General features: G+C 42.9%; 17 protein-coding genes. 6 read left to right on the top strand and 11 right to left on the bottom strand.

Translation table 11 applies throughout. The annotated features are described in order from the left end of the window. Window position 1 precedes the first annotated feature (1 nt). The 4 genes from ilvD to ilvG form a co-directional block, all read right to left on the bottom strand. Complete coding sequence (ilvD, locus tag LP316_RS02900) at window positions 2-1,882, bottom strand: dihydroxy-acid dehydratase (RefSeq protein ID WP_193022593.1); 1,881 nt, start codon at window positions 1,880-1,882, stop codon at window positions 2-4. Window positions 1,883-1,962: 80 nt separating this feature from the next. After that, window positions 1,963-2,889, bottom strand: coding sequence for a branched-chain amino acid transaminase (locus tag LP316_RS02905; protein WP_193022594.1), 927 nt, complete (start codon window positions 2,887-2,889; stop codon window positions 1,963-1,965). 80 nt (window positions 2,890-2,969) lie between these two features. Then, window positions 2,970-3,227: an acetolactate synthase 2 small subunit gene (gene ilvM / locus LP316_RS02910; RefSeq protein ID WP_193022595.1), complete on the bottom strand. Its 258-nt coding sequence runs from the start codon at window positions 3,225-3,227 to the stop codon at window positions 2,970-2,972. After that, on the bottom strand, window positions 3,227-4,891 hold the full coding sequence (gene ilvG / locus LP316_RS02915; RefSeq protein WP_193022596.1) for an acetolactate synthase 2 catalytic subunit: 1,665 nt from the start codon (window positions 4,889-4,891) through the stop codon (window positions 3,227-3,229). The genes ilvM and ilvG overlap by 1 nt, the downstream gene beginning before the upstream one ends. 455 nt (window positions 4,892-5,346) lie before the next feature. On the opposite strand from ilvG, the gene LP316_RS02920 reads away from it, so the two are divergent. Next, window positions 5,347-6,876 (top strand): YifB family Mg chelatase-like AAA ATPase, encoded by a 1,530-nt coding sequence (locus tag LP316_RS02920; protein ID WP_193022597.1) that lies wholly within the window; start codon window positions 5,347-5,349, stop codon window positions 6,874-6,876. On the opposite strand, the gene ilvY is transcribed toward LP316_RS02920, so the two are convergent. Next, a complete protein-coding gene (gene ilvY, locus LP316_RS02925; protein ID WP_193022598.1) occupies window positions 6,863-7,747 on the bottom strand; it encodes an HTH-type transcriptional activator IlvY in 885 nt (294 codons plus the stop codon). The genes LP316_RS02920 and ilvY overlap by 14 nt on opposite strands. A gap of 111 nt (window positions 7,748-7,858) precedes the next feature. On the opposite strand from ilvY, the gene ilvC reads away from it, so the two are divergent. Then, a complete protein-coding gene (gene ilvC, locus LP316_RS02930; RefSeq protein WP_193022599.1) occupies window positions 7,859-9,343 on the top strand; it encodes a ketol-acid reductoisomerase in 1,485 nt (494 codons plus the stop codon). A 122-nt stretch (window positions 9,344-9,465) separates the two neighbouring features. On the opposite strand, the gene LP316_RS02935 is transcribed toward ilvC, so the two are convergent. The 3 genes from LP316_RS02935 to speE all read right to left on the bottom strand — a co-directional run bounded on the left by LP316_RS02935 (window position 9,466) and on the right by speE (window position 12,917). After that, on the bottom strand, window positions 9,466-10,725 hold the full coding sequence (locus LP316_RS02935) for a glutamate-5-semialdehyde dehydrogenase (RefSeq protein ID WP_193022600.1): 1,260 nt from the start codon (window positions 10,723-10,725) through the stop codon (window positions 9,466-9,468). A gap of 3 nt (window positions 10,726-10,728) precedes the next feature. Continuing rightward, the gene (gene proB / locus LP316_RS02940; protein WP_193022601.1) at window positions 10,729-11,844 is read right to left on the bottom strand and encodes a glutamate 5-kinase; all 1,116 of its coding nucleotides are present in this window, start codon (window positions 11,842-11,844) and stop codon (window positions 10,729-10,731) included. A gap of 206 nt (window positions 11,845-12,050) precedes the next feature. Next, window positions 12,051-12,917, bottom strand: coding sequence for a polyamine aminopropyltransferase (gene speE, locus LP316_RS02945; protein WP_193022602.1), 867 nt, complete (start codon window positions 12,915-12,917; stop codon window positions 12,051-12,053). A gap of 116 nt (window positions 12,918-13,033) precedes the next feature. Between speE and speA the strand changes: the two genes are divergently transcribed. Genes speA through LP316_RS02960 form a run of 3 tightly spaced genes read left to right on the top strand, consistent with a single transcriptional unit; the run spans window position 13,034 to window position 17,089 of the window. Next, the gene (gene speA, locus LP316_RS02950) at window positions 13,034-14,914 is read left to right on the top strand and encodes a biosynthetic arginine decarboxylase (RefSeq protein ID WP_193022603.1); all 1,881 of its coding nucleotides are present in this window, start codon (window positions 13,034-13,036) and stop codon (window positions 14,912-14,914) included. Window positions 14,915-14,927: 13 nt separating this feature from the next. After that, the gene (locus tag LP316_RS02955) at window positions 14,928-15,827 is read left to right on the top strand and encodes an acyltransferase (protein WP_193022604.1); all 900 of its coding nucleotides are present in this window, start codon (window positions 14,928-14,930) and stop codon (window positions 15,825-15,827) included. A 23-nt stretch (window positions 15,828-15,850) separates the two neighbouring features. Next, window positions 15,851-17,089 (top strand): mechanosensitive ion channel family protein, encoded by a 1,239-nt coding sequence (locus LP316_RS02960; RefSeq protein WP_193022605.1) that lies wholly within the window; start codon window positions 15,851-15,853, stop codon window positions 17,087-17,089. Window positions 17,090-17,119: 30 nt separating this feature from the next. Here LP316_RS02960 and tesB read toward each other — a convergent pair whose 3' ends face one another. Beyond that, window positions 17,120-17,977, bottom strand: coding sequence for an acyl-CoA thioesterase II (gene tesB / locus LP316_RS02965; protein WP_193022606.1), 858 nt, complete (start codon window positions 17,975-17,977; stop codon window positions 17,120-17,122). A gap of 222 nt (window positions 17,978-18,199) precedes the next feature. Between tesB and LP316_RS02970 the strand changes: the two genes are divergently transcribed. Beyond that, window positions 18,200-18,454, top strand: a complete 255-nt coding sequence (locus LP316_RS02970; RefSeq protein ID WP_193022607.1) for a hypothetical protein — start codon at window positions 18,200-18,202, stop codon at window positions 18,452-18,454. Between the two features lie 129 nt (window positions 18,455-18,583). On the opposite strand, the gene LP316_RS02975 is transcribed toward LP316_RS02970, so the two are convergent. Together LP316_RS02975 and LP316_RS02980 are read right to left on the bottom strand one after the other, a co-directional pair. After that, the gene (locus LP316_RS02975) at window positions 18,584-19,402 is read right to left on the bottom strand and encodes a hypothetical protein (RefSeq protein ID WP_193022608.1); all 819 of its coding nucleotides are present in this window, start codon (window positions 19,400-19,402) and stop codon (window positions 18,584-18,586) included. Between the two features lie 108 nt (window positions 19,403-19,510). Then, window positions 19,511-20,029, bottom strand: a complete 519-nt coding sequence (locus LP316_RS02980; RefSeq protein WP_193022609.1) for a hypothetical protein — start codon at window positions 20,027-20,029, stop codon at window positions 19,511-19,513. Window positions 20,030-20,042 lie beyond the last annotated feature (13 nt).

Raw genomic sequence — 20,042 nt, forward strand, 5'->3', positions numbered from 1 at the left:
GCTAATCCTTTTCAGACGGACTGTGATGAGGCGCTGCGCCATCAAGTACTGCGCGATCTCGCACCGCACCTTTATCGGCACTGGTCGCCAACATCGCGTAATTTTTTAATGCATAGCTAATTGGTCGCACGCGATCTTTTGGCTGCCATGCGTTTTTGCGCGTATTCATTGCTTGTTTGCGCGCAGCGAGTTCTTCATCAGAAAGGTTTAAAGAAATACTGCGATTTGGAATATCGATCGCAATAATATCGCCGTTTTCAATTAAGGCAATTGCCCCTCCGTTAGCCGCTTCTGGAGAAATATGGCCAATCGATAAGCCAGAAGTACCGCCCGAGAAACGACCATCAGTTATTAATGCACATTGTTTACCTAAGCCCATAGACTTTAAATAGGTGGTTGGGTAAAGCATTTCTTGCATACCTGGGCCGCCTTTTGGGCCTTCGTATCGGATCACCACGACTTCACCAGCAACGACTTTACCCGATAAAATACCATCTACCGCATCGTCTTGGCTTTCAAAAACGTGCGCAGGGCCTGTAAACGTTAGGTTTTCTTCAGCAACGCCGGCGGTTTTCACGACACAACCGTCGAGTGCAATATTACCGGTAAGCACCGCTAAACCACCTTCAGTTGAAAAAGCATGATCGATTGAGCGGATGCAGCCATTTTCACGATCGTCATCTAGGGTATCCCAACGGCAATCTTGGCTAAAAGCTTTGGTCGTGCGAATACCGGCTGGACCGGCTCGATAAAAGGTTTTGATTGCTTCGTCTTCGGTCACCTTAATATCATATTGCTTAAGGTGCTCTGCAAGGCTGGTGCCTAAGACATTGGTGACATTCATTTTCAATAAATTAGCACGTGCCAATTCACCTAAAATAGCAATAACGCCGCCAGCACGGTGAACGTCTTCCATGTGATAATCTGGCGTTGACGGTGCGACTTTACACAACTGAGGTACGATACGTGACAATTTGTCCATATCTGCCATGGTGTAATCAATCTCGCCTTCTTGCGCGATCGCCAGTAAGTGTAAAATGGTGTTGGTTGAACCGCCCATCGCAATATCTAAACACATTGCATTGTGCAAAGCGTCTTTATTGGCAATGTTGCGCGGTAAGGCAGTTTCATCGTCTTGTTGATAATAGCGCTTGGTTAATTCAACGATTTGCTTACCCGCTTTTAAAAATAATTGCTCGCGATCGGCATGAGTTGCCAACATTGAGCCATTACCAGGTAAGGCTAACCCCAACGCTTCAGCTAAACAGTTCATTGAGTTTGCCGTGAACATGCCCGAACAAGAGCCACAGGTTGGGCACGCTGAGCGCTCTACTTGTTTGCTTTGCTCGTCTGACACGGTTGGATCGGCACCTTGGATCATGGCATCAACCAAATCGAGCTTGATAATTTGATCTGAAAGCTTAGTTTTACCCGCTTCCATCGGGCCACCAGAAACAAAAATAACCGGAATATTCAACCGCATTGCGGCCATTAGCATGCCCGGTGTTATCTTGTCACAGTTGGAAATACAAACCATGGCATCAGCACAATGCGCGTTCACCATGTATTCAACGGAGTCAGCGATAAGATCGCGCGATGGTAAACTATAAAGCATGCCCGAATGGCCCATGGCAATGCCGTCATCAACCGCGATAGTATTGAATTCTTTCGCTACGCCACCCGCGTCTTCAATTGCGCCCGCAACGAGCTGCCCCATATCCTTTAAATGAACATGACCAGGAACAAATTGCGTAAACGAGTTAACGACAGCGACAATCGGCTTGCCAAAATCTTCATCTGTCATACCTGTTGCACGCCAGAGCGCACGCGCGCCTGCCATGTTGCGGCCTTGAGTAGAAGTAGCAGATCTTAATTTTGGCATGGTGGTTTTGTCCTATCGTTAGAAATTTTATTATTTAAATAAGTGGATGCGCTAAATCCGATTAGCGCATCCAAGGTTGATTATTCAACCGGTAAAAGCCATGAATCAGGGATTTCAGTTGAGCCGTCAAACATACCGAAAAACGCTTCTTGGATAGCTTTGGTAATTGGCCCACGTGTGCCGTTACCTACAGGCATACCATCAACGGTTTTCACTGGCACAACTTCAGTTGCGGTGCCGGTCATAAAGAATTCATCAGCAAGATAGAGTGACTCGCGAGAAATCGGCTCTTCGCGAACTTCGTAGCCCAATTGCTTAGCTAATTGCATCACCGTATCACGGGTTAAGCCGGGTAAAATTGATGCCGTGCTAAATGGAGTATAAATAACACCGTTACGCACTAAGAATAAGTTTTGGCCAGCGCCTTCACTAACCATATTATTAACATCCAACGCGATCCCTTCGGTATAACCATGACGGCCAGCTTCCATTGAAATTAATTGCGAAGATAAGTAATTTCCGCCAGCTTTCGCTGCTGTTGGCATCGTGTTCGGCGCTAATCGGTTCCAACTTGATACACCAACATCAACACCTTGTTCAATGGCTTCTGCACCTAAATAAGCTTCCCAGCTAAATGCTGCAACCATTAAATCAGCTTTTGCATCGGCAGGTGGACGAAGCCCCATGCCCACATCACCTAAAAAGGCTAATGGACGTAAATAGGCTGAGGCTAAACCATTTTTAGCTACTGCATCTTTACATGCTTGCTCAACTTCTTCTTGGGTGTATGGGATATTCATTCGATAGACCTTTGCTGAATCGAACAAACGTTTGATGTGCTCTTCTAGACGAAAAATACACGTGCCTTTGTGCGTTTTGTAGGCGCGAATACCTTCAAAAACCGATGAACCGTAATGTAATGCATGGCTCATCACGTGAACTGTCGCATTTTGCCAAGGCATGAGCTCACCGTTAAACCAAATTAATTCTGCATTTACTTTTGCCATTGTTGTTGTCCTAAATATATTCTGTCGCTTGCTGTAAGAAAAAATTACAACAAACAAATTTCTTGTTAATTATGCGTGTATTATGCACTTGCTAATTGCATGGCTGTATTGTCTACCGTGACACTCTTGATGTCGATGAGTTTATTAATTTGATCTATCAACAGCTCAATGGGTCGCTCACTACTGACCAATAGCTCGATAATACCGATATTATTCTCAGTGTTAACCCGCGCGTTGATGCCGTTAATGAGAAAACCGCGGTAGCGAGCAACTTGTAAAATTCGCTCGAGTACCACTTGTTTATCATCGGCCGTGATGTTTAATTGATAACGATTCATTAGGTACTCTCCATCATTTTGTCATTGGCCGTTTCTGGCGGCACTAATGGCCAAACATTGTCTTTGGCATCAATTTTTACTTGTAATAGATAAGGGCCATCGTGATCGAGCATTTCTTCGATAGCGTCAATCACTTCGTGCTTTTTCTCTATTTTGCGTGCTTTAATATCAAAGGCTTGAGCAAGCATTAAAAAATCGGGGTTATCTGATAAATCGGTTTCACTTAATCGACCATTGAAGAATAAATCTTGCCATTGGCGTACCATGCCCAATTTTGAATTATCGATTAAGACGATTTTAACCGGTAGTTGAAAACGCTTAATGGTTGCTAGCTCTTGCACATTCATCATGATCGAGCCATCACCTGATACCGCGATAACACAATCGTATGGGCGGCTCACTTGCGCGCCGATCGCCGCTGGCAAACCAAAGCCCATCGTACCCATACCACCACTGGTTAAAAAATTCGTTGGATCGGAAAATTTCATGTGTTGGGCAGCCCACATTTGATGCTGACCAACATCAGTAGTGACACAAGTATTTTTCGGCATGCGTGAGCTGATTTCGTTTAATACCGCTGGCGCGAAGATATTCTCACCTGGGTGATCATAGCGCCAACCAAAATCAGCTTGCATTTGACGACAGCAAGCTTGCCATTCGGTGATCGCCAATGGCACTTCTAGCGCCGGTAAATTCACTTTAAGATCACCTAAAACAGGGACATCCGCTTTGCGGCGTTTATCGATTTCAGCGGTGTCGATATCAAAGTGGATCACCTTGGCATGGGGGGCAAATTCCGCTAGCTTGCCGGTAACCCGATCATCAAATCGCGCACCAACGGCAACGAGTAAGTCGCATTCTTGTACTGCTAGATTAGCGGCTTTTGTGCCGTGCATGCCTAACATCCCCATGTAGTTCGGATCGTTAGGGTCAATTGCACCAAGTCCTTTCAAGGTAGAAACACTCGGCATACCTGTGGTTGCGGCAAAACTGCGCAGTTCATCTATAGCTTGTGCCATACCAACGCCGCCACCGACATATAACACGGGTCTTTTAGCCTTGCTCATCAGTGCAAGTGCACCACCGACATTGGCTGGAGGTAATTTGACTTTGTTTTTTAAATGCGAGTAATTACCGGGTTTTTCCTCGACCATGGCAATCTGAACATCTTTGGGAATATCAACCAAAACCGGCCCTTGACGCCCTTCTAGCGCGATGGCAAAAGCGCGATGAAGTACTTTTTCTAAATCATTAACATCGGTGACTTGAAACGAGTGTTTGGTACAAGCTAACGACAAACCAAAAACATCAATTTCTTGGAAGGCGTCTGAACCCATTGCCGCTGTTGCAACCTGACCTGTGATAGCAACAATTGGGATGGAGTCAGCTAGTGCATCGGCTAACCCCGTAATGAGGTTAGTAGCCCCAGGGCCTGAGGTGGCAAAGCAGACACCCACTTGCTCAGACGCTCTGGCGTAACCAATTGCTGAAAACGCAGCGCCTTGCTCATGACGGCAGAGAAAATGCTCTACATCACTATCATAAAGCGCATCGTAAATTGGCATGATGGCACCGCCGGGATAGCCAAAAACGTGTTTTACATTGTGTTGCTCTAGCACTTTAAAGAGTAATGCTGCGCCAGTTGTCGTTTGTTCACTTGCCATGTGTGTATTTAAGAATATGCAAAAAGTTAATCATCAATCCTGTAACTTAGTACATTTCTTTCCTCTGTCGTTGTTAAGTAAAAGCTTGGTAGCTAGCTTGGTAAATTTTTGCCCTAAAAAAACAAAACCCCCGGTCCTTTCGGAGCGGGGGTTTGTTGTAAAAATAAATTTTTTAACGCAACAAACACTCCCGCGGCGAAATAATAATCACCACGACGAGGATAATGTTAATAATAATTGCGTTTAACTTATGCATATTTATTTAAAAATTATGAAAATTTATTTTAATAGCTGTCTTTTTTAAATTAGTACCATAGCTCTAATTCATCGCGCAAGTGATTTTTTGTTTTTTGTTAAACTTTTTTCTCGCGATTAAAAACGATTAGTTATTAAGCAAAAAATAAAGAGCTTAACTACACTAATAACGTTCAAGATATTTATTAAATGGAATTATTATGTCTTTAGCCTGTGTCTATAGCCGTGCTCGTTTAGGACTTGAAGCACCGCAAGTAACTGTTGAAGTGCACATTGCCAATGGCTTGCCTGCCTTTCACATCGTTGGTTTACCTGAAACCTCAGTCAAAGAATCAAAAGATCGGGTACGCAGTGCCATTTTAAATTGTGGCTTTGAATTTCCAGCTAAGCGGATAACGATAAATTTAGCACCTGCCGACCTGCCCAAAGAAGGTGGTCGCTATGACTTACCTATTGCCATTGGGATTTTACTTGCCTCACAACAATTGCCGAACACTGAAATTGAGCAATATGAATTTGCTGGTGAACTCGCGTTATCGGGTGAACTACGACCAATAATTGGCGATATACCGATGGCGATGGCTTGTGCTCGAGAAAATCGCACCTTAGTGATGCCATTAACGAGCGCACAAAAAGCGAGCCATGTTAAATCGGCAAAAGTACTCGGCCTTGGCCATTTAACTCAGTTATTTAGCCATTTTGCCAAACAACAAACACTGCCGTTGATGGAATGCCCACCGCAAACAGAGCCGTCGAGCACCACCTTGGAGCTGCTCGATATGGCCGATGTTGTTGGTCAGCCTCACGCCAAACGCGCATTAGAAATAGCTGCAAGTGGTGGCCATAACCTACTGTTTATTGGCCCGCCAGGCACAGGAAAAACCATGCTTGCTAGCCGACTACCCGGTATTTTACCGACCATGACTGAGCAAGAAGCATTAGAAGTATCGGCGCTGGCTTCAATTTCTCAACAAACCATTGACGAGAGCAATTGGTATACCCGACCTTTTCGCGCGCCACATCACACCGCGTCATCAGCGGCATTAATTGGTGGCGGCAGTCAGCCTAAACCCGGTGAAGTGTCATTAGCCCACAACGGCGTATTGTTTCTAGACGAGCTGCCAGAATTTGATCGCAAAGTACTAGACGTGCTGCGGGAGCCGATGGAATCAAATGAAGTGACCATTTCTCGCGCTAGCCAAAAACTGACATTTCCGGCGAACTTTCAGTTGGTAGCGGCTATGAATCCGAGCCCGACAGGGTTTTATAATGATAATCGCTCAACCCCTGAGCAAATCTTAAAATATTTAAGCCGGTTATCTGGGCCGTTTTTAGATCGGATTGATATTCAAATTGAAGTGGCTAGGTTGCCACGCGGCATGTGGGCGAATGAGCAAAACGAAGGGGAATGCAGTGCTCAGATCAAACAACGCGTTGCACAATGTCGCGACATTCAATTAGCTCGTCAAGGCTGTGCCAATGCACAGATGAGTAGCGGGCAAATCAAACACTATTGTTATTTGAGTCACGACGATAATGAGTTTTTAGAGCTCGCCGTTGAAAAGTTAGGGTTATCGACTCGAGCACATCACAAAATTCTCAAGATTGCTCGTACCTTGGCAGATATGTCAGGTCAAAAAGAGATCGCCAACAACCACTTAGTTGAAGCGCTTTCCTATCGTGCAATGGATAGAATATTACGCCATTTAACCGAGTCTATGGCGTATTGATAGCGTCGAAAAAGGCTTTCACTAAGGGTTGCTGTTTTTTGATATTTAAACAACAAACACCAAGATCAAACGGTTTGATATCCGTTTTGATATCTAATACTTTCACGCGGTTTTTTAATGGGCTTAACTCGGTCACTACCTGCGGGGCAATACCTACACCACAGCCTAACGCCACCATAGAAACAATCGCTTCGTGGCCAGAAACATTGGCGTAAATCGATGGCTTGCCGTAATGTAATTGACGAAACCACTTTTCAAAACGCGTACGTGCCAAGCCTTGCTCTGGCAAGATGATTGGCACCTTAGCCCAATCAATATGACTGCGACTAACCAACTGCTCTACTGGGCAAACCATCGCTGGGGCAATCAGCTGCAGTTCAATCTCGCTCAAGTGGTGAAAGTAAAAACTACTCGATAATTCATCGGGTTTGGCAGCAATGGCGATATCAACGCTTTGCTGCTGAATTTGGCTAACCGCATCGGCGGCATCACCCGTGGAGAGCATAATTTCGACCATGGGATGTTGCTGGCGAAAGCGATCAAGCAAATCGGGTAAGTGACTGTATGCGGCAGTAACAGAACAGTAAATATGTAATTTACCGGTGAGTTGTACTTGCTGTTTCGCTAAGTCGAGTTTTAACCCTTCTAACTGGCTTTGTTGCAACAAGGCGTAGTCTTGCAGTTTTTCGCCTGCTTGCGTTAACACAACATTGCGATTATCGCGGTGTAATAACTTACAACCGAGCTCATCTTCTAAGCGCTGTACCACTCGGCTTAACGTCGACGGGCTAACATAAAACGCTTCAGCTGTTTTACCAAAGTGTAAGCTCTGCGCTAAGTGAGCAAACATCGCCAGTGCTTTGGCGTCCATACCTCAACCTTTATTGCAAATTTTGCAACATAATAATGCAAATATATCAATTTAAGCAATATGATTTTTGTATTAGGCTTGCCTCAATACGTTTTTCTGGAGAGTAGTCACATGGCAAATTATTTCAATACCTTAAGCCTAAGAGAGCAATTAGCGCAATTGGGCAAGTGTCGTTTTATGAAGCGCGAAGAGTTTCAAGACGGTTGTAATTACATCAAAGATTGGAATATTGTGATTGTCGGTTGTGGTGCCCAAGGCCTCAATCAAGGGTTAAATATGCGTGATTCTGGTTTACAGATCTCCTACGCACTGCGCGAAGCGGCGATTGCTGAAAAACGCCAATCATATCAATGGGCAACCGAGCACGGTTTTACCGTTGGTACTTATGAAGAATTGATCCCACAAGCCGATTTAGTCTTAAACCTAACGCCAGATAAACAGCATACCTCGGCGGTAAGCGCAGTAATGCCACTGATGAAACACGGCGCGACCTTGTCATACTCGCACGGTTTTAACATTGTTGAAGAAGGCATGCAGGTTCGTCCAGATATCACCGTGATAATGGTTGCGCCTAAGTGCCCGGGTACCGAAGTACGCGAAGAATACAAACGCGGTTTTGGGGTACCCACCTTAATTGCTGTGCACCCTGAAAACGATCCAAATGGCGACGGTTTAGCCATTGCCAAAGCCTACGCAAGCGCCACTGGTGGTGATCGCGCTGGTGTTCTAGAGTCATCATTTATTGCGGAAGTAAAATCTGACCTAATGGGTGAGCAAACCATTTTATGTGGCATGTTACAAACCGGCGCGATTTTAGGTCATCAGCAGTTAGTCGCTAATGGCGTTGAAGCAGGCTATGCCCGTAAATTGATTCAATACGGTTGGGAAACGGTTACCGAAGGGTTAAAACACGGCGGTATCACCAATATGATGGATAGACTGTCGAACCCAGCGAAAATCAAAGCCTACGACATGGCGGATGAGTTAAAAGATATTTTACGCCCGTTGTTTGAAAAACACATGGACGATATTATCGATGGCACATTCTCAACCACCATGATGGAAGATTGGGCAAACGATGATGCCAACCTATTAACTTGGCGTGCACAAACGGCTGAAACATCATTTGAATTAGCCCCTGATTGCGACACCGAAATCACCGAGCAAGAGTTTTACGACAAAGGGATTTTCTTAGTCGCGATGATCAAAGCAGGTGTAGAATTGGCCTTTGAGTCGATGGTTGCGGCCGGCATTATTGAAGAGTCAGCTTATTACGAGTCGTTACACGAAACACCGTTAATTGCCAACTGTATCGCGCGTAACAAATTATATGAAATGAACGTGGTTATTTCAGATACTGCCGAATACGGTAACTATTTATTTAGCCATGCGGCTGTACCATTACTATCTGATTTTGTTAGTAAACTTTCGTTAGAAGATTTAGGACAAGGTTTAGCTGATCCGTCAAACCAAGTTGATAATCAACGCTTAATCGAAGTCAATGACGCCATTCGCAATCACAGCGTTGAAATCATCGGTAAAGAGCTGCGCGGTTACATGACCGATATGAAGCGCATTGTAAGTGATAGCTTATAGCTCGATTGAAACAGGTGCTCGCTGACTGAAATTACCAAGTAAAGTTGTCGGGTAGATTCAGTTAAAAAGCGGTACGAGTTGCACCTCGTACCGCTTTTTTATTACCACAATTTTAATATTTTCTATCGGACTTGGCCGTCACCAATAACAACAAACTTCTGCGTGGTTAATGCTGCTAACCCCATCGGGCCATAAGCATGTAGTTTACTCGTTGAAATGCCAATTTCCGAGCCTAAGCCAAGCTCACCACCATCTGAAAAGCGCGATGAGGCATTAACCATGACAACAGACGAGTTAATTTGGCGAATAAATTGCTGCGTTCGCGACGTATCTTGGCTGACAATCACTTCGGTATGATCTGAGGTGTAGCGATTAATATGGTCAATGGCAGCACTAAAACTATCAACCACTTTAATGGCGATTTCCTGCGCCAAGTATTCTGCCTGAAAATCACTTTCATCAGCTAACTCTGCATTATTAAAATAAGGCAGTGCTAACTCACAGGCATGAATTTTTACCTTAAATTGAGCGAGTGCTTGCTGTGCCTGAGGTAAAAATTGACTGGCAATATCTTGGTGAACGAGTAGCGTTTCTATGGCATTACAGGCACTAGGGCGCTGTGTTTTGCCATTAACCAAAATCGCTAACGCTTTATCTAAGTTGGCAAATTTATCGATAAACAGATGACAAACGCCCTTAAAATGCTGGATCACCGGAATTTGGCTTTTCTCTGTCACCATAGTAATTAAGCCTTCACCACCGCGGGGTATCACTAAATCGATATACTCTCGCATGGTGAGTAACTGTTCTATCATTTGGCGTGATGTATCCGGGATCACGGTAGCAATTGCCGTTGGCAGTAGATGAGCGACAAGCGCTTGGTGTATACACTTTGCAAGTGCCAGATTACTGTGAATCGCCTCGCTGCCGCCACGCAAAATAACCCCGTTACCCGATTTAATACACAAAGCAGCAGCTTCTGCCGTCACGTTAGGTCGAGCCTCGTAAATCATCGCAATAACACCCAACGGGATACGCATTTTGCCGACTTGTAAACCATTAGGACGTAAAGTTGTTTGGTCGATCGTGCCGACGGGATCGGGCAAACTAATAATTTCTCGAATGGCCTCAGCGATATCGACGATCCGTTGCTCGGTCAACAATAAGCGATCGAGCATAGCTTCTGTTAAGCCTTTTGCTCGCCCCGCTTCAATATCTTTAGTATTGGCTAATAAAATATCATCAATGCTTTGCTCAATGGTATCGGCAATAGTGCGCAATAAATCATTTTTCTCAGTCGCGGTGCACTGAGCTATCGTTAAACTGGCTTGTTTTGCTGCTTGCGCAGCGAGTTTCATATCAAATTCGTTAGCACTTTGCATCGTCTATTCCTTGTGTTGAGCATTGATTAAAACCAAATCGTCGCGATGAACAATCACTTTGCTCGGACAAAAACCCAAAAGCTTTTCAAATGAGTCACTGTGTTGACCTTTAATTTTATTGAGATCGCGACTGTTGTATTGACTAATACCTTTGGCAATAATCTGTTCACTGGTTTGGCAGCGCATTTCTATTGAATCACCAACGTCAAACTGGCCGTTAACTTGGACGATCCCTGACGCTAATAAACTTGCGCCCTTGGTAGTCAACGCTTTACTAGCGCCGGCATCAAGTACGAGTTGACCAGCACTTTTTAAGGTATGTTTAAGCCAGTGCTTTTTCGCTTTAGTCACGCTATCTTGCGGTGTAAATAAAGTGCCGGGATTTTCGCCACGCAATAGCTGGTCAAACGCTTCAGGCTGAGCACCATCAACAATAAACGTAGCAATACCGTTATCTACGGCTTTTTCGGCGGCTTGAATTTTAGTTTTCATGCCACCAGTGGCAATATGATTTTGGCTACCGCCAGCCATCGCATAGATTGCTGGCGTGATCTGATTGATCACCTTCAGCTTTTTAGCTTGTGGATTCGTTCGCGGGTCTTGATCATAAACGCCATCGACATCGCTTAAAATTAATAGGCAATCTGCCTCACTGACCATAGCAACGAGCGCCGCCAAGTTGTCATTATCACCGACTTTGAGCTCATCAGTTGCGACAGTATCGTTTTCGTTAACGATCGGGATAATTTTATTTTCTAGCAAAATACGCAAAGTATTGCGGATATTGATATAGCGCTTGCGATCTTTTAAATCACCATGGGTGATCAGTAGCTGTGAGCACGGTACATCAAAAAAGCGCTGCCAATTGGCCATCATTTTCATTTGCCCTACCGCTGCCATGGCTTGTTTAGCGGGGATGGAGGGGTTGGGTGAGCCGTGTTGAATTAATTGGCGGCCAGCGGCAACACTGCCTGATGACACTAAAATAACTTCTTTACCAGCGAGATGACACTGGGTAATAAAACGGGCAATACTCAATAAATGCTGGCCACTGCAGCCATGACCTTGAGGTGCAACTAAGGCACTGCCCACTTTGATAACAACACGGTTAAAGTTCATTGTTCCTTCCTTAATCAGTTCCATCTTTAGCATGAACTTAATTAACCTGATAAGCAATGAACTTTTTGCTTTGTTTTTAGACAAAAACGCAATTTTTAATACGTTAAATCAATAATCATTCCATAAAGGTGTTTTTCATGAGTTAACCTTGAGGTTTATGATTAATAAATTGATACAAATCAAAAAATGTCGTTTTTTTCACCTAGCTATTTACGACGAGTAAACGCCTTTTTAACAAAGTTAGGTAATGCTTTGGCGCCTTGATGAATTTCTGCATTGTAGTAAAGAGTTTCAAAAGTGGCTTGTTTAGCATCATCTTCTCTAAAACCATCAATACTTTGATCTTTTCTCGCTAGCGTACAACTCCACCAACCACTTGGATAAATCGGCTGTGGAAAGTTTAGCGTTTGCAAATCGGCAAAGCCTACATCTTCCATGGCATGGCGCATTGCGGTTAATAACTCTAAATGATAAAGCGGCGATTCACTTTGTTGAACGAGAATTCCACCGGGTTTTAAGGCTGTTAAACAAGATTGGTAAAATGCGTGATTGAACAATCCTTCACCAGGTCCGATTGGGTCGGTTGAATCAACGATCACGATATCGATTGAATTTGGCGCAGCATCCTTCATAAACTTGATGCCGTCATCAAACATAATCGTTGCTCTTGGGTCATTATTTGACTCGCATAATTCAGGAAAGTATTGCTCTGCCATTTGTGTAACAACTTCGTCAATATCTATCTGGTATGCTTGTTTAACGCCCTGGTGTTTAAGCACTTCTTTTAACGTACCGCAATCACCACCACCAATAATTACCACAGTTTCTGGGTTTTCATGGGTGAATAGCGCAGGGTGGGTCATCATTTCGTGATATAAGAAATTCTCACGAGTTGAGACCATAGTGCAACCATCAATCGTCATTAATTTGCCAAACTGAGTGGTTTGGTAAATTTCTACTTTTTGAAAATCTGACTGTTGCTCTGCTAGTTTCTCAGTGATTTTTAACGAGTATGCACTTTCTACGTCTGTGTGAACCTCGGTGAACCAGTTTTTAGCGTCAAATGTTGACATGTTTTAGCTTCCAATTAACAAACTCACTATGAGTTTACTCAAAATTTTGCGATTTATACTGAAACTTAAGCGATTTGTCATTAAAATTAATCAATTCTGTGTGTTGAGAGTGAACAATGACAAAGGCAACAACACAAGCCATTGATACATACAACGTTGATGAGTGGGGCCAAGGCTACTTTACCATTGCTGATAATGGTCACCTGATCGCCCAACCAACGGTTAACGACAAATATCCAGCTATTGATATGGTTGAGTTAGTCGAAGCGATGCAAAACCAAGGGGTTACCTTACCTGTTTTGGTCAGGTTTACTGATATTTTACAACATCGCGTGACTAAGTTAGTAAACGCCTTTAAACGGGCAAAAGAAGCTAGAAACTATACTGGTAAATACACCGCTGTTTACCCTATTAAGGTCAATCAACAACACAGTGTTGTTGAGCACTTGCTCAAAGATAGCAACGGTAAAGTTGGCCTTGAAGCCGGCAGTAAACCAGAACTACTGGCAATTTTAGGCGTTACGACACAACCGATAAAAATTATCTGTAATGGTTATAAGGATTCAGAATTTTTACGCTTGGCCTGCATTGGCAGCAAAATGGGCCACGATGTTTGCATCGTGATCGAAAAGATCAGTGAATTAAAAACCTTCCTGCGCGATGCCGACTTTGCTCAGCCATTACCTTCATTAGGTATTCGGATCAAACTGCATTCAGCAGCGAAAGGCAAATGGCAAAATACCGGCGGAGAAAAAGGTAAGTTCGGTTTAAACGCCAGCCAGTTACTCGATGCCATTGACCTGCTAAAGCAACACAATGCTTTAGATTTACTCAACTTAGTGCATTTTCACATTGGCTCTCAAGTGGCCAATATTCGCGATATTTATAATGCGATTAACGAATGTGCTCAACATTACGCTCAATTTCACGCGATTGGTGTCAATATTAAAACAGTTGATGTAGGCGGCGGCTTAGGTGTTGATTATGACGGCAGTCAGTCACGCAGCGCTTGTTCAATGAACTACTCAGTAGAAGAGTATGCGAAAAATGTGGTTAATGGCTTTGCCGATGTTTGTCAGCAATTAGGCTTACCTCAACCAGATATTATTTCTGAGTCAGGTCGAGCAATGACCGCGCATCACGCGGTACTCATTACTAACGTAATTGAGTGTGAGCCATCATTAAGCAAACGCTCTCCTGCGCCAATTACTGAAGACGCCTCTAAAGAGTTACAGCAATTAGCGACAATTGCCGAGAAAATCAACCGCCGCAATGCAATTGAGCTTTATCACGATGCCAAGCACACCTTTATCGACGCACACCAACAATACAGCCACGGCCAGTTGTCTTTGATTGATTGGGCCAATACCGAGCAATGGTATTTCCACTGTTTGGGCAAAATTAAACAGGTGCTTGACCCAAGGCAGCGAGCGCATCACGAATTACTTGATCGACTTAACGAAAAACTTGCCGATAAGCTGTTTTGTAACTTTTCATTGTTCCAATCCATGCCGGATGCATGGGGTATCGATCAATTATTCCCGATTATGCCGCTATCTGATTTAGATAAGCCGCTTGATCAGCGTGTGATTATTCAAGATATGACCTGTGATTCAGATGGTCAGATCAAGCAATACGTTGACGGTGGTGGTATTGAAAACAGTTTACCGACGCCACAGTTTAATCCTGAAAAGCCGTATCATATGGCGATGTTTATGGTCGGTGCTTATCAAGAAATTTTAGGTGATTTACACAACCTATTTGGCGATACCGACTCGGTGCACGTTGAAGCGACCGAGCAAGGCTTTATCATTAAAGAGCATATTAAAGGAGAAAGTGCTGCTGATGTGTTGCGCACCGTACATTTTAATAAAAGTGACATGCTAGACAACTATCAAAAGCGATTTAAAAACAGTAAAGTATCAGAGCACGAGATAACGCTACTGCTTACTGAGTTGAGTGAGAGTATCGACGGCTACACCTACTTCGAAGAATAAAAAAGAGAGAATTATGTTACGTTTTTTGCCAGCAGTACTCATTGGCTGCTTGTCATTCTTGCTTTACGTTGTTAATACCCTGTTTTGGTTTGTGCCTATTTTTATTGGCTCAATCTTCAAGTTACTGATCCCACTAAAACCGTGGCAAAAGCTCATGAGTTATTTACTCGATGCCATGGCAAATAGCTGGGTTGCCGTGAACACTTTGAATCAAAAATTATTTATTGGTACCAAAATCGATGTTCAAGGCTTGAGTAACTTAAAGCTTAACGATTGGTATTTGGTGATCAGTAACCACCAGAGTTGGGTTGATATTTTGGTGCTGCAACGCATCATGTTAGGACAAATTCCATTTTTAAAATTCTTCTTAAAAAAAGAGCTTATTTACGTACCGGTCATTGGTATTGCGTGGTGGGCATTAGATTTCCCATTTATGAAACGCTACAGCCAAGCGTTTTTAAAACGCAACCCTCACCTCATCGGCTCTGATATCAAAACAACCCGTAAAGCCTGCGAAAAGTTTAAGCACAAGCCAGTGAGTATCATGAACTTTATTGAAGGAACGCGTTTTACCCAAGCTAAACACGATAAACAGAACTCGCCTTTTGAACACCTGTTACGGCCTAAGGCAGGCGGTATCGCTTACGTTTTAGATGCCATGGGCAAACATTTAACCAAAGTCGTTAATGTCACCATTTATTACCCAAAAGGTATCCCAAGTTTTTGGCAGTTTATTTCAGGTCAAGTTCACAGTATTAAAGTAAAAGTTGATACCTTTGATATTAACGAAAAAATGTCAGGTGACTACTTTAATGACAAAGCCTTTAAACAATCTTTCCAACAATGGTTAAACCAATTGTGGTTAGAAAAAGATCAAGAACTCAAGCTATTGGCGCAACAAACAAAAAGTTAATAGTGCCGTAAGGAGCAAGCATAATGGAGACATGGTTAAACTTTTTGTCGTCAAATGGCGCAAGCCCCGAAATGGTAGGCTGGGTTGAACATCTGTCAGGCCTACTTGTTGTTCTAACCTTGGCTATTATTGCTCGCTATGTGGCGAAGTATCCAATTAAGTCTGTTATTAAACAGGCGGTTAGCAAATCTCGCAACACCTATGACGATTTACTTGACCAAGAAAAGGTTTTAGATAGGCTTACCGCTATCGTCCCTAGTGTTGTGATTATTTTGAGCGCGCCGCTAGTCTTACAGCAAGAGCATTCGATCACACACATTGTTGTGACATTTGCTAAATGTATGATCAGTTTTCAGGTTGCTAAAACCATAAGCGCCCTGTTAAATGTGATTAATCGAACCTATGAATCAGTTGCCCAAGAGCGTTATATTCCGCTCAACCCTATCATTCAAGTGCTCAAACTTACCTTATATTTAATCGCACTTATTTTAGCTGTCTCTTTTGTTGTTGACCGCTCGCCACTGTACTTACTCAGTGGCTTAGGGGCAATAGCAGCCGCTTTAATGTTAGTGTTTCAAGATACAATAAAGGGGTTTGCTGCCAGTATGCAAATCTCGGCTAATAAAATGGTCACCATTGGTGATTGGGTCGAGCTGCCAAAATATGGCGCTGATGGTGATGTTCTCGAGATCGGCTTAACCACAGTTAAAATACAAAACTTTGATAAAACCATTGTTACTGTGCCGACTTATGCGCTCACTTCAGACTCGTTTAAGAACTGGCACGGCATGAAAATTTCAGGTGGTCGAAGAATCAAACGTACGATTGCCATCGACACCAATAGCATTCGCTTTTATCAAGCAGACGATCTAGAGCAGTTAAAACACTTAACCTTGTTAAAGCCATATATCGAAGAAAAGCTTGCTCACATCAACGCAGAAAGTGCCGAAAAAAATCTCGCAGAAAACGATATCAATGCACGACAACTCACCAATATAGGTACTTTTCGCGCCTATATTACGCTGTATTTAAAACAGCACGACCAAGTTAATCACTCGATGACCTGCATGGTGAGGCAATTACCCGCTGAAGCGAAAGGTATTCCACTAGAGCTATATTTTTTCAGTAAAGACAAGCGCTGGATTAGTTATGAAGGCATTCAATCTGATATTTTTGATCACTTATACGCCATCGCCCCAATTTTTGATTTGCGTATTTTCCAATTGCCCAGTGGCTATGATTGGCAGCAGGCTAGGCGCTAAATTAGCGCCATTAAGAGGCCAAACTAACCATTAGATAGGTCGAATAACACCTTCTTGCACTGTCGAAGCAACCAATTCACCTTGTTGGTTAAAGATTTTTCCTCGAACAAAGCCTCGGCCGTTACTTGCTGACGGGCTTTCCATTGAATACAACAACCAATCATCAAACCTAAACGGGCGGTGAAACCACATCGCGTGATCTATAGTGGCAATTTGAATATTGCCATGCCAATGCGAGGCGCTATGCGGATAAAGAGAGGTCGGCAAAAAGTGATAGTCAGAGGTATACGCCAACATATACATATGGGTTCTTAAGTCGTCTGGTAATGAACCATTAGTTTTGATCCACATGTCACAGGCAGGCGCCATTTTTTCAGGTTTTACCCAGTTGTAAATTTGTACCGGTCTAATTTCTATCGGCTTTTCTGCTAAAAACTTGGCTTTCACTGGATCTGGGAAAAAGGACTGGTTTGCCGCAATGAAATCCTGAAAAGAGGCGATACCATGTGGCCCTTCTACCTTTGGCATGGCATCTTGATGGTCAAAGCCTTCAGAAAATGGTTGGAAAGACGCTGTCATATAGAATATCGCCTTGCCATTTTGGATCGCCTTAACACGACGTGTCGATACCGTTCTGCCATCGCGAATGGTTTCTACGTCATAAATCACTGGCTTTTTGGCGTCACCTGGTAATAAAAAGTAAGAGTGTAATGAGTGCACCATACGATCGGCATCAACGGTATTTTGGGCCGCAGATAGCGCTTGCCCCATAACTTGGCCACCAAATAACGCTTTAAAACCTAAGTCTTGGCTTTGGCCTCGAAAGAGGCCGTCTTCAATTTTCTCTAGCGATAATAGGTCGAGTAAATTTGTTAGTACTTGGCTCATAAACACTCTGTGAAATTATTTTTAAAAATCTGTGGTCTAGTATAACAACAGCATACGTATTGATACTAACAGTATGTCTGACTTACTGGTCGTATTTGTTCAATCTTTTTGGTTTTTTTTCAATCTGATTGTTGAATAAGCAGACAAACTAGTTTATGTTGAACTCACTTATGGTTAAAGAAGTAACTTACTCATAAGATTACTAAATATTTGAGGTAAGCAATGCAAGCGTTACGTGAAAGAGAAGTTTTGTTAGAGAGGCGCCAATATTGCCCGGAACAATCTGCTCTGTGGGACAAGTTAACTCTAGCTCAAAAATTTGCTGCGAGCAGCTTAACGCAATTTGGCTATGATTTAACATTCATAAGAAACAGCAATAGAGGAAGCGTCGCTGTTTTGCTTTGCAACGGAAATGCCGCAACGATTTCAGATGATGGCGAAATCAATACCGCGCCAGATATTCAAATCAGATTTTAAAAAAGCGCTCATTGGGCGCTTTTTTCTTGCCTAACATTCACAGCTGTCGTGAGTTAACAAATTAGCTAATTTAGCCATAATCACATTTTATCTATGGATTAGCTTGCTCAATAATACGTTTTTGTAGCTTTAATGATCGGTGTATATAGTGCTTAAAGAATCAGACAAGCCAAATTTCCACTCCCCGTCCTGATTCACTAGAGTTTCATCATTGTTAGATAAAACAGTCAGCTCACCTCCTACACTGACAAAATAAGTTATCGTGCCATTCACAAACTCAAAACCTTTAACTTTACAACCCTCGTTTTTTTCACAAGATAACTTCTTTTCACCAATTAATACTAGCGAATTTCCAGATTTTAAGCTTTGACCAAAGTAACGAACCTTATCGCACTGTACTCCTTTTTTTGGACAATATGGAGCAATGGCAACGTAGAATCCAGCAGTGAGTAATAATGAGGACGGCTCTATCACAAGTTTAGCCCGTGATACTTGTTCGGGGCTTGCTTTAGGAGACATTGAGGGATTTGGAAAGCGTTTTGTTCCATTGTACTCTAGGTTGACGGCTCCAACACCACCAGTATTGACAATAAGATCTCTCCAACCATTTGTTGAAGTGTTTTTCACATAGATTGGCGGGCTTGTTATGGTGCCACGAGATAACAATGAAAAGCCCGATAGTTCACCTTTAAAAACAGCAAATGAACAGCCGCCAGTACCGCAATAATTTCGATCAACAATAGATACCAAAGCGTCTATGTAACCGTCATTGTTTAAATCTTCAAACCCAATTTCAACTCTTGGCAATGGTTCTGCTTTATCCAAGCTAAACGCTTCTCGAATAGAAAAGGAAAGTTCATGTATCAGATTTTCGTCAGCTTGAAGAGGTATTAGAGATTGGCAAATGATTATGAGCGTTAGCGTTATTTTTGTGATTGTTTTTATCATGACAAGTCCAGTTTGAACCATTATTAATGGTGTTATGTGGAGTCAACGTTATACGGGGTCAATGGTAACAAACCCTGACCCCGAGCTTACTGCAAAACGATTGTCTAGCTAAGCTATTTCCTTAGTTTTTTGGTTTTGCATTTGTTTTGTTTGGATTTCAAGCTGCAGCTCAATAAAGCTGATAAAAACACATAAATCTTTACTCGCCCACATTTGTCGAATCTTTGCATCACTCTCGCGAACGTGTTCGTCTATATCAGAAAAATAGCGCTTACCCGTATCACCTAAAAACTTGCTATACAGTTGGCTAACCGTTTGCTCGCCCTTTAATAGTTCGCGATAGACATTAGAATATTGACTAAGTAAATACGAGATCACCAATAACTCATGCTTCATTTTTTCGTCATCGCTCACTTTATCTTGCAATTGACTCAGCCTTCTTTTGAGCATGTCTTGATGACGTGTTCCAGCTAGTACCATCGAATTAGCAATCGATAGGTTTTCTTGTTTAGTCATTTTTGCTTCGCGCTTGTAGGCGCTTATTTCCTTTTTGAAATGCTCTGCGCGATAAAATAAATAAATGCTAATCAAAAATAAAATAGCGGTAATACCTATGATCAGAAACATGATTTTCCTTTGA

The organism is Thalassotalea sp. LPB0316, assembly GCF_014898095.1.
Classification (GTDB): domain Bacteria; phylum Pseudomonadota; class Gammaproteobacteria; order Enterobacterales; family Alteromonadaceae; genus Thalassotalea_G.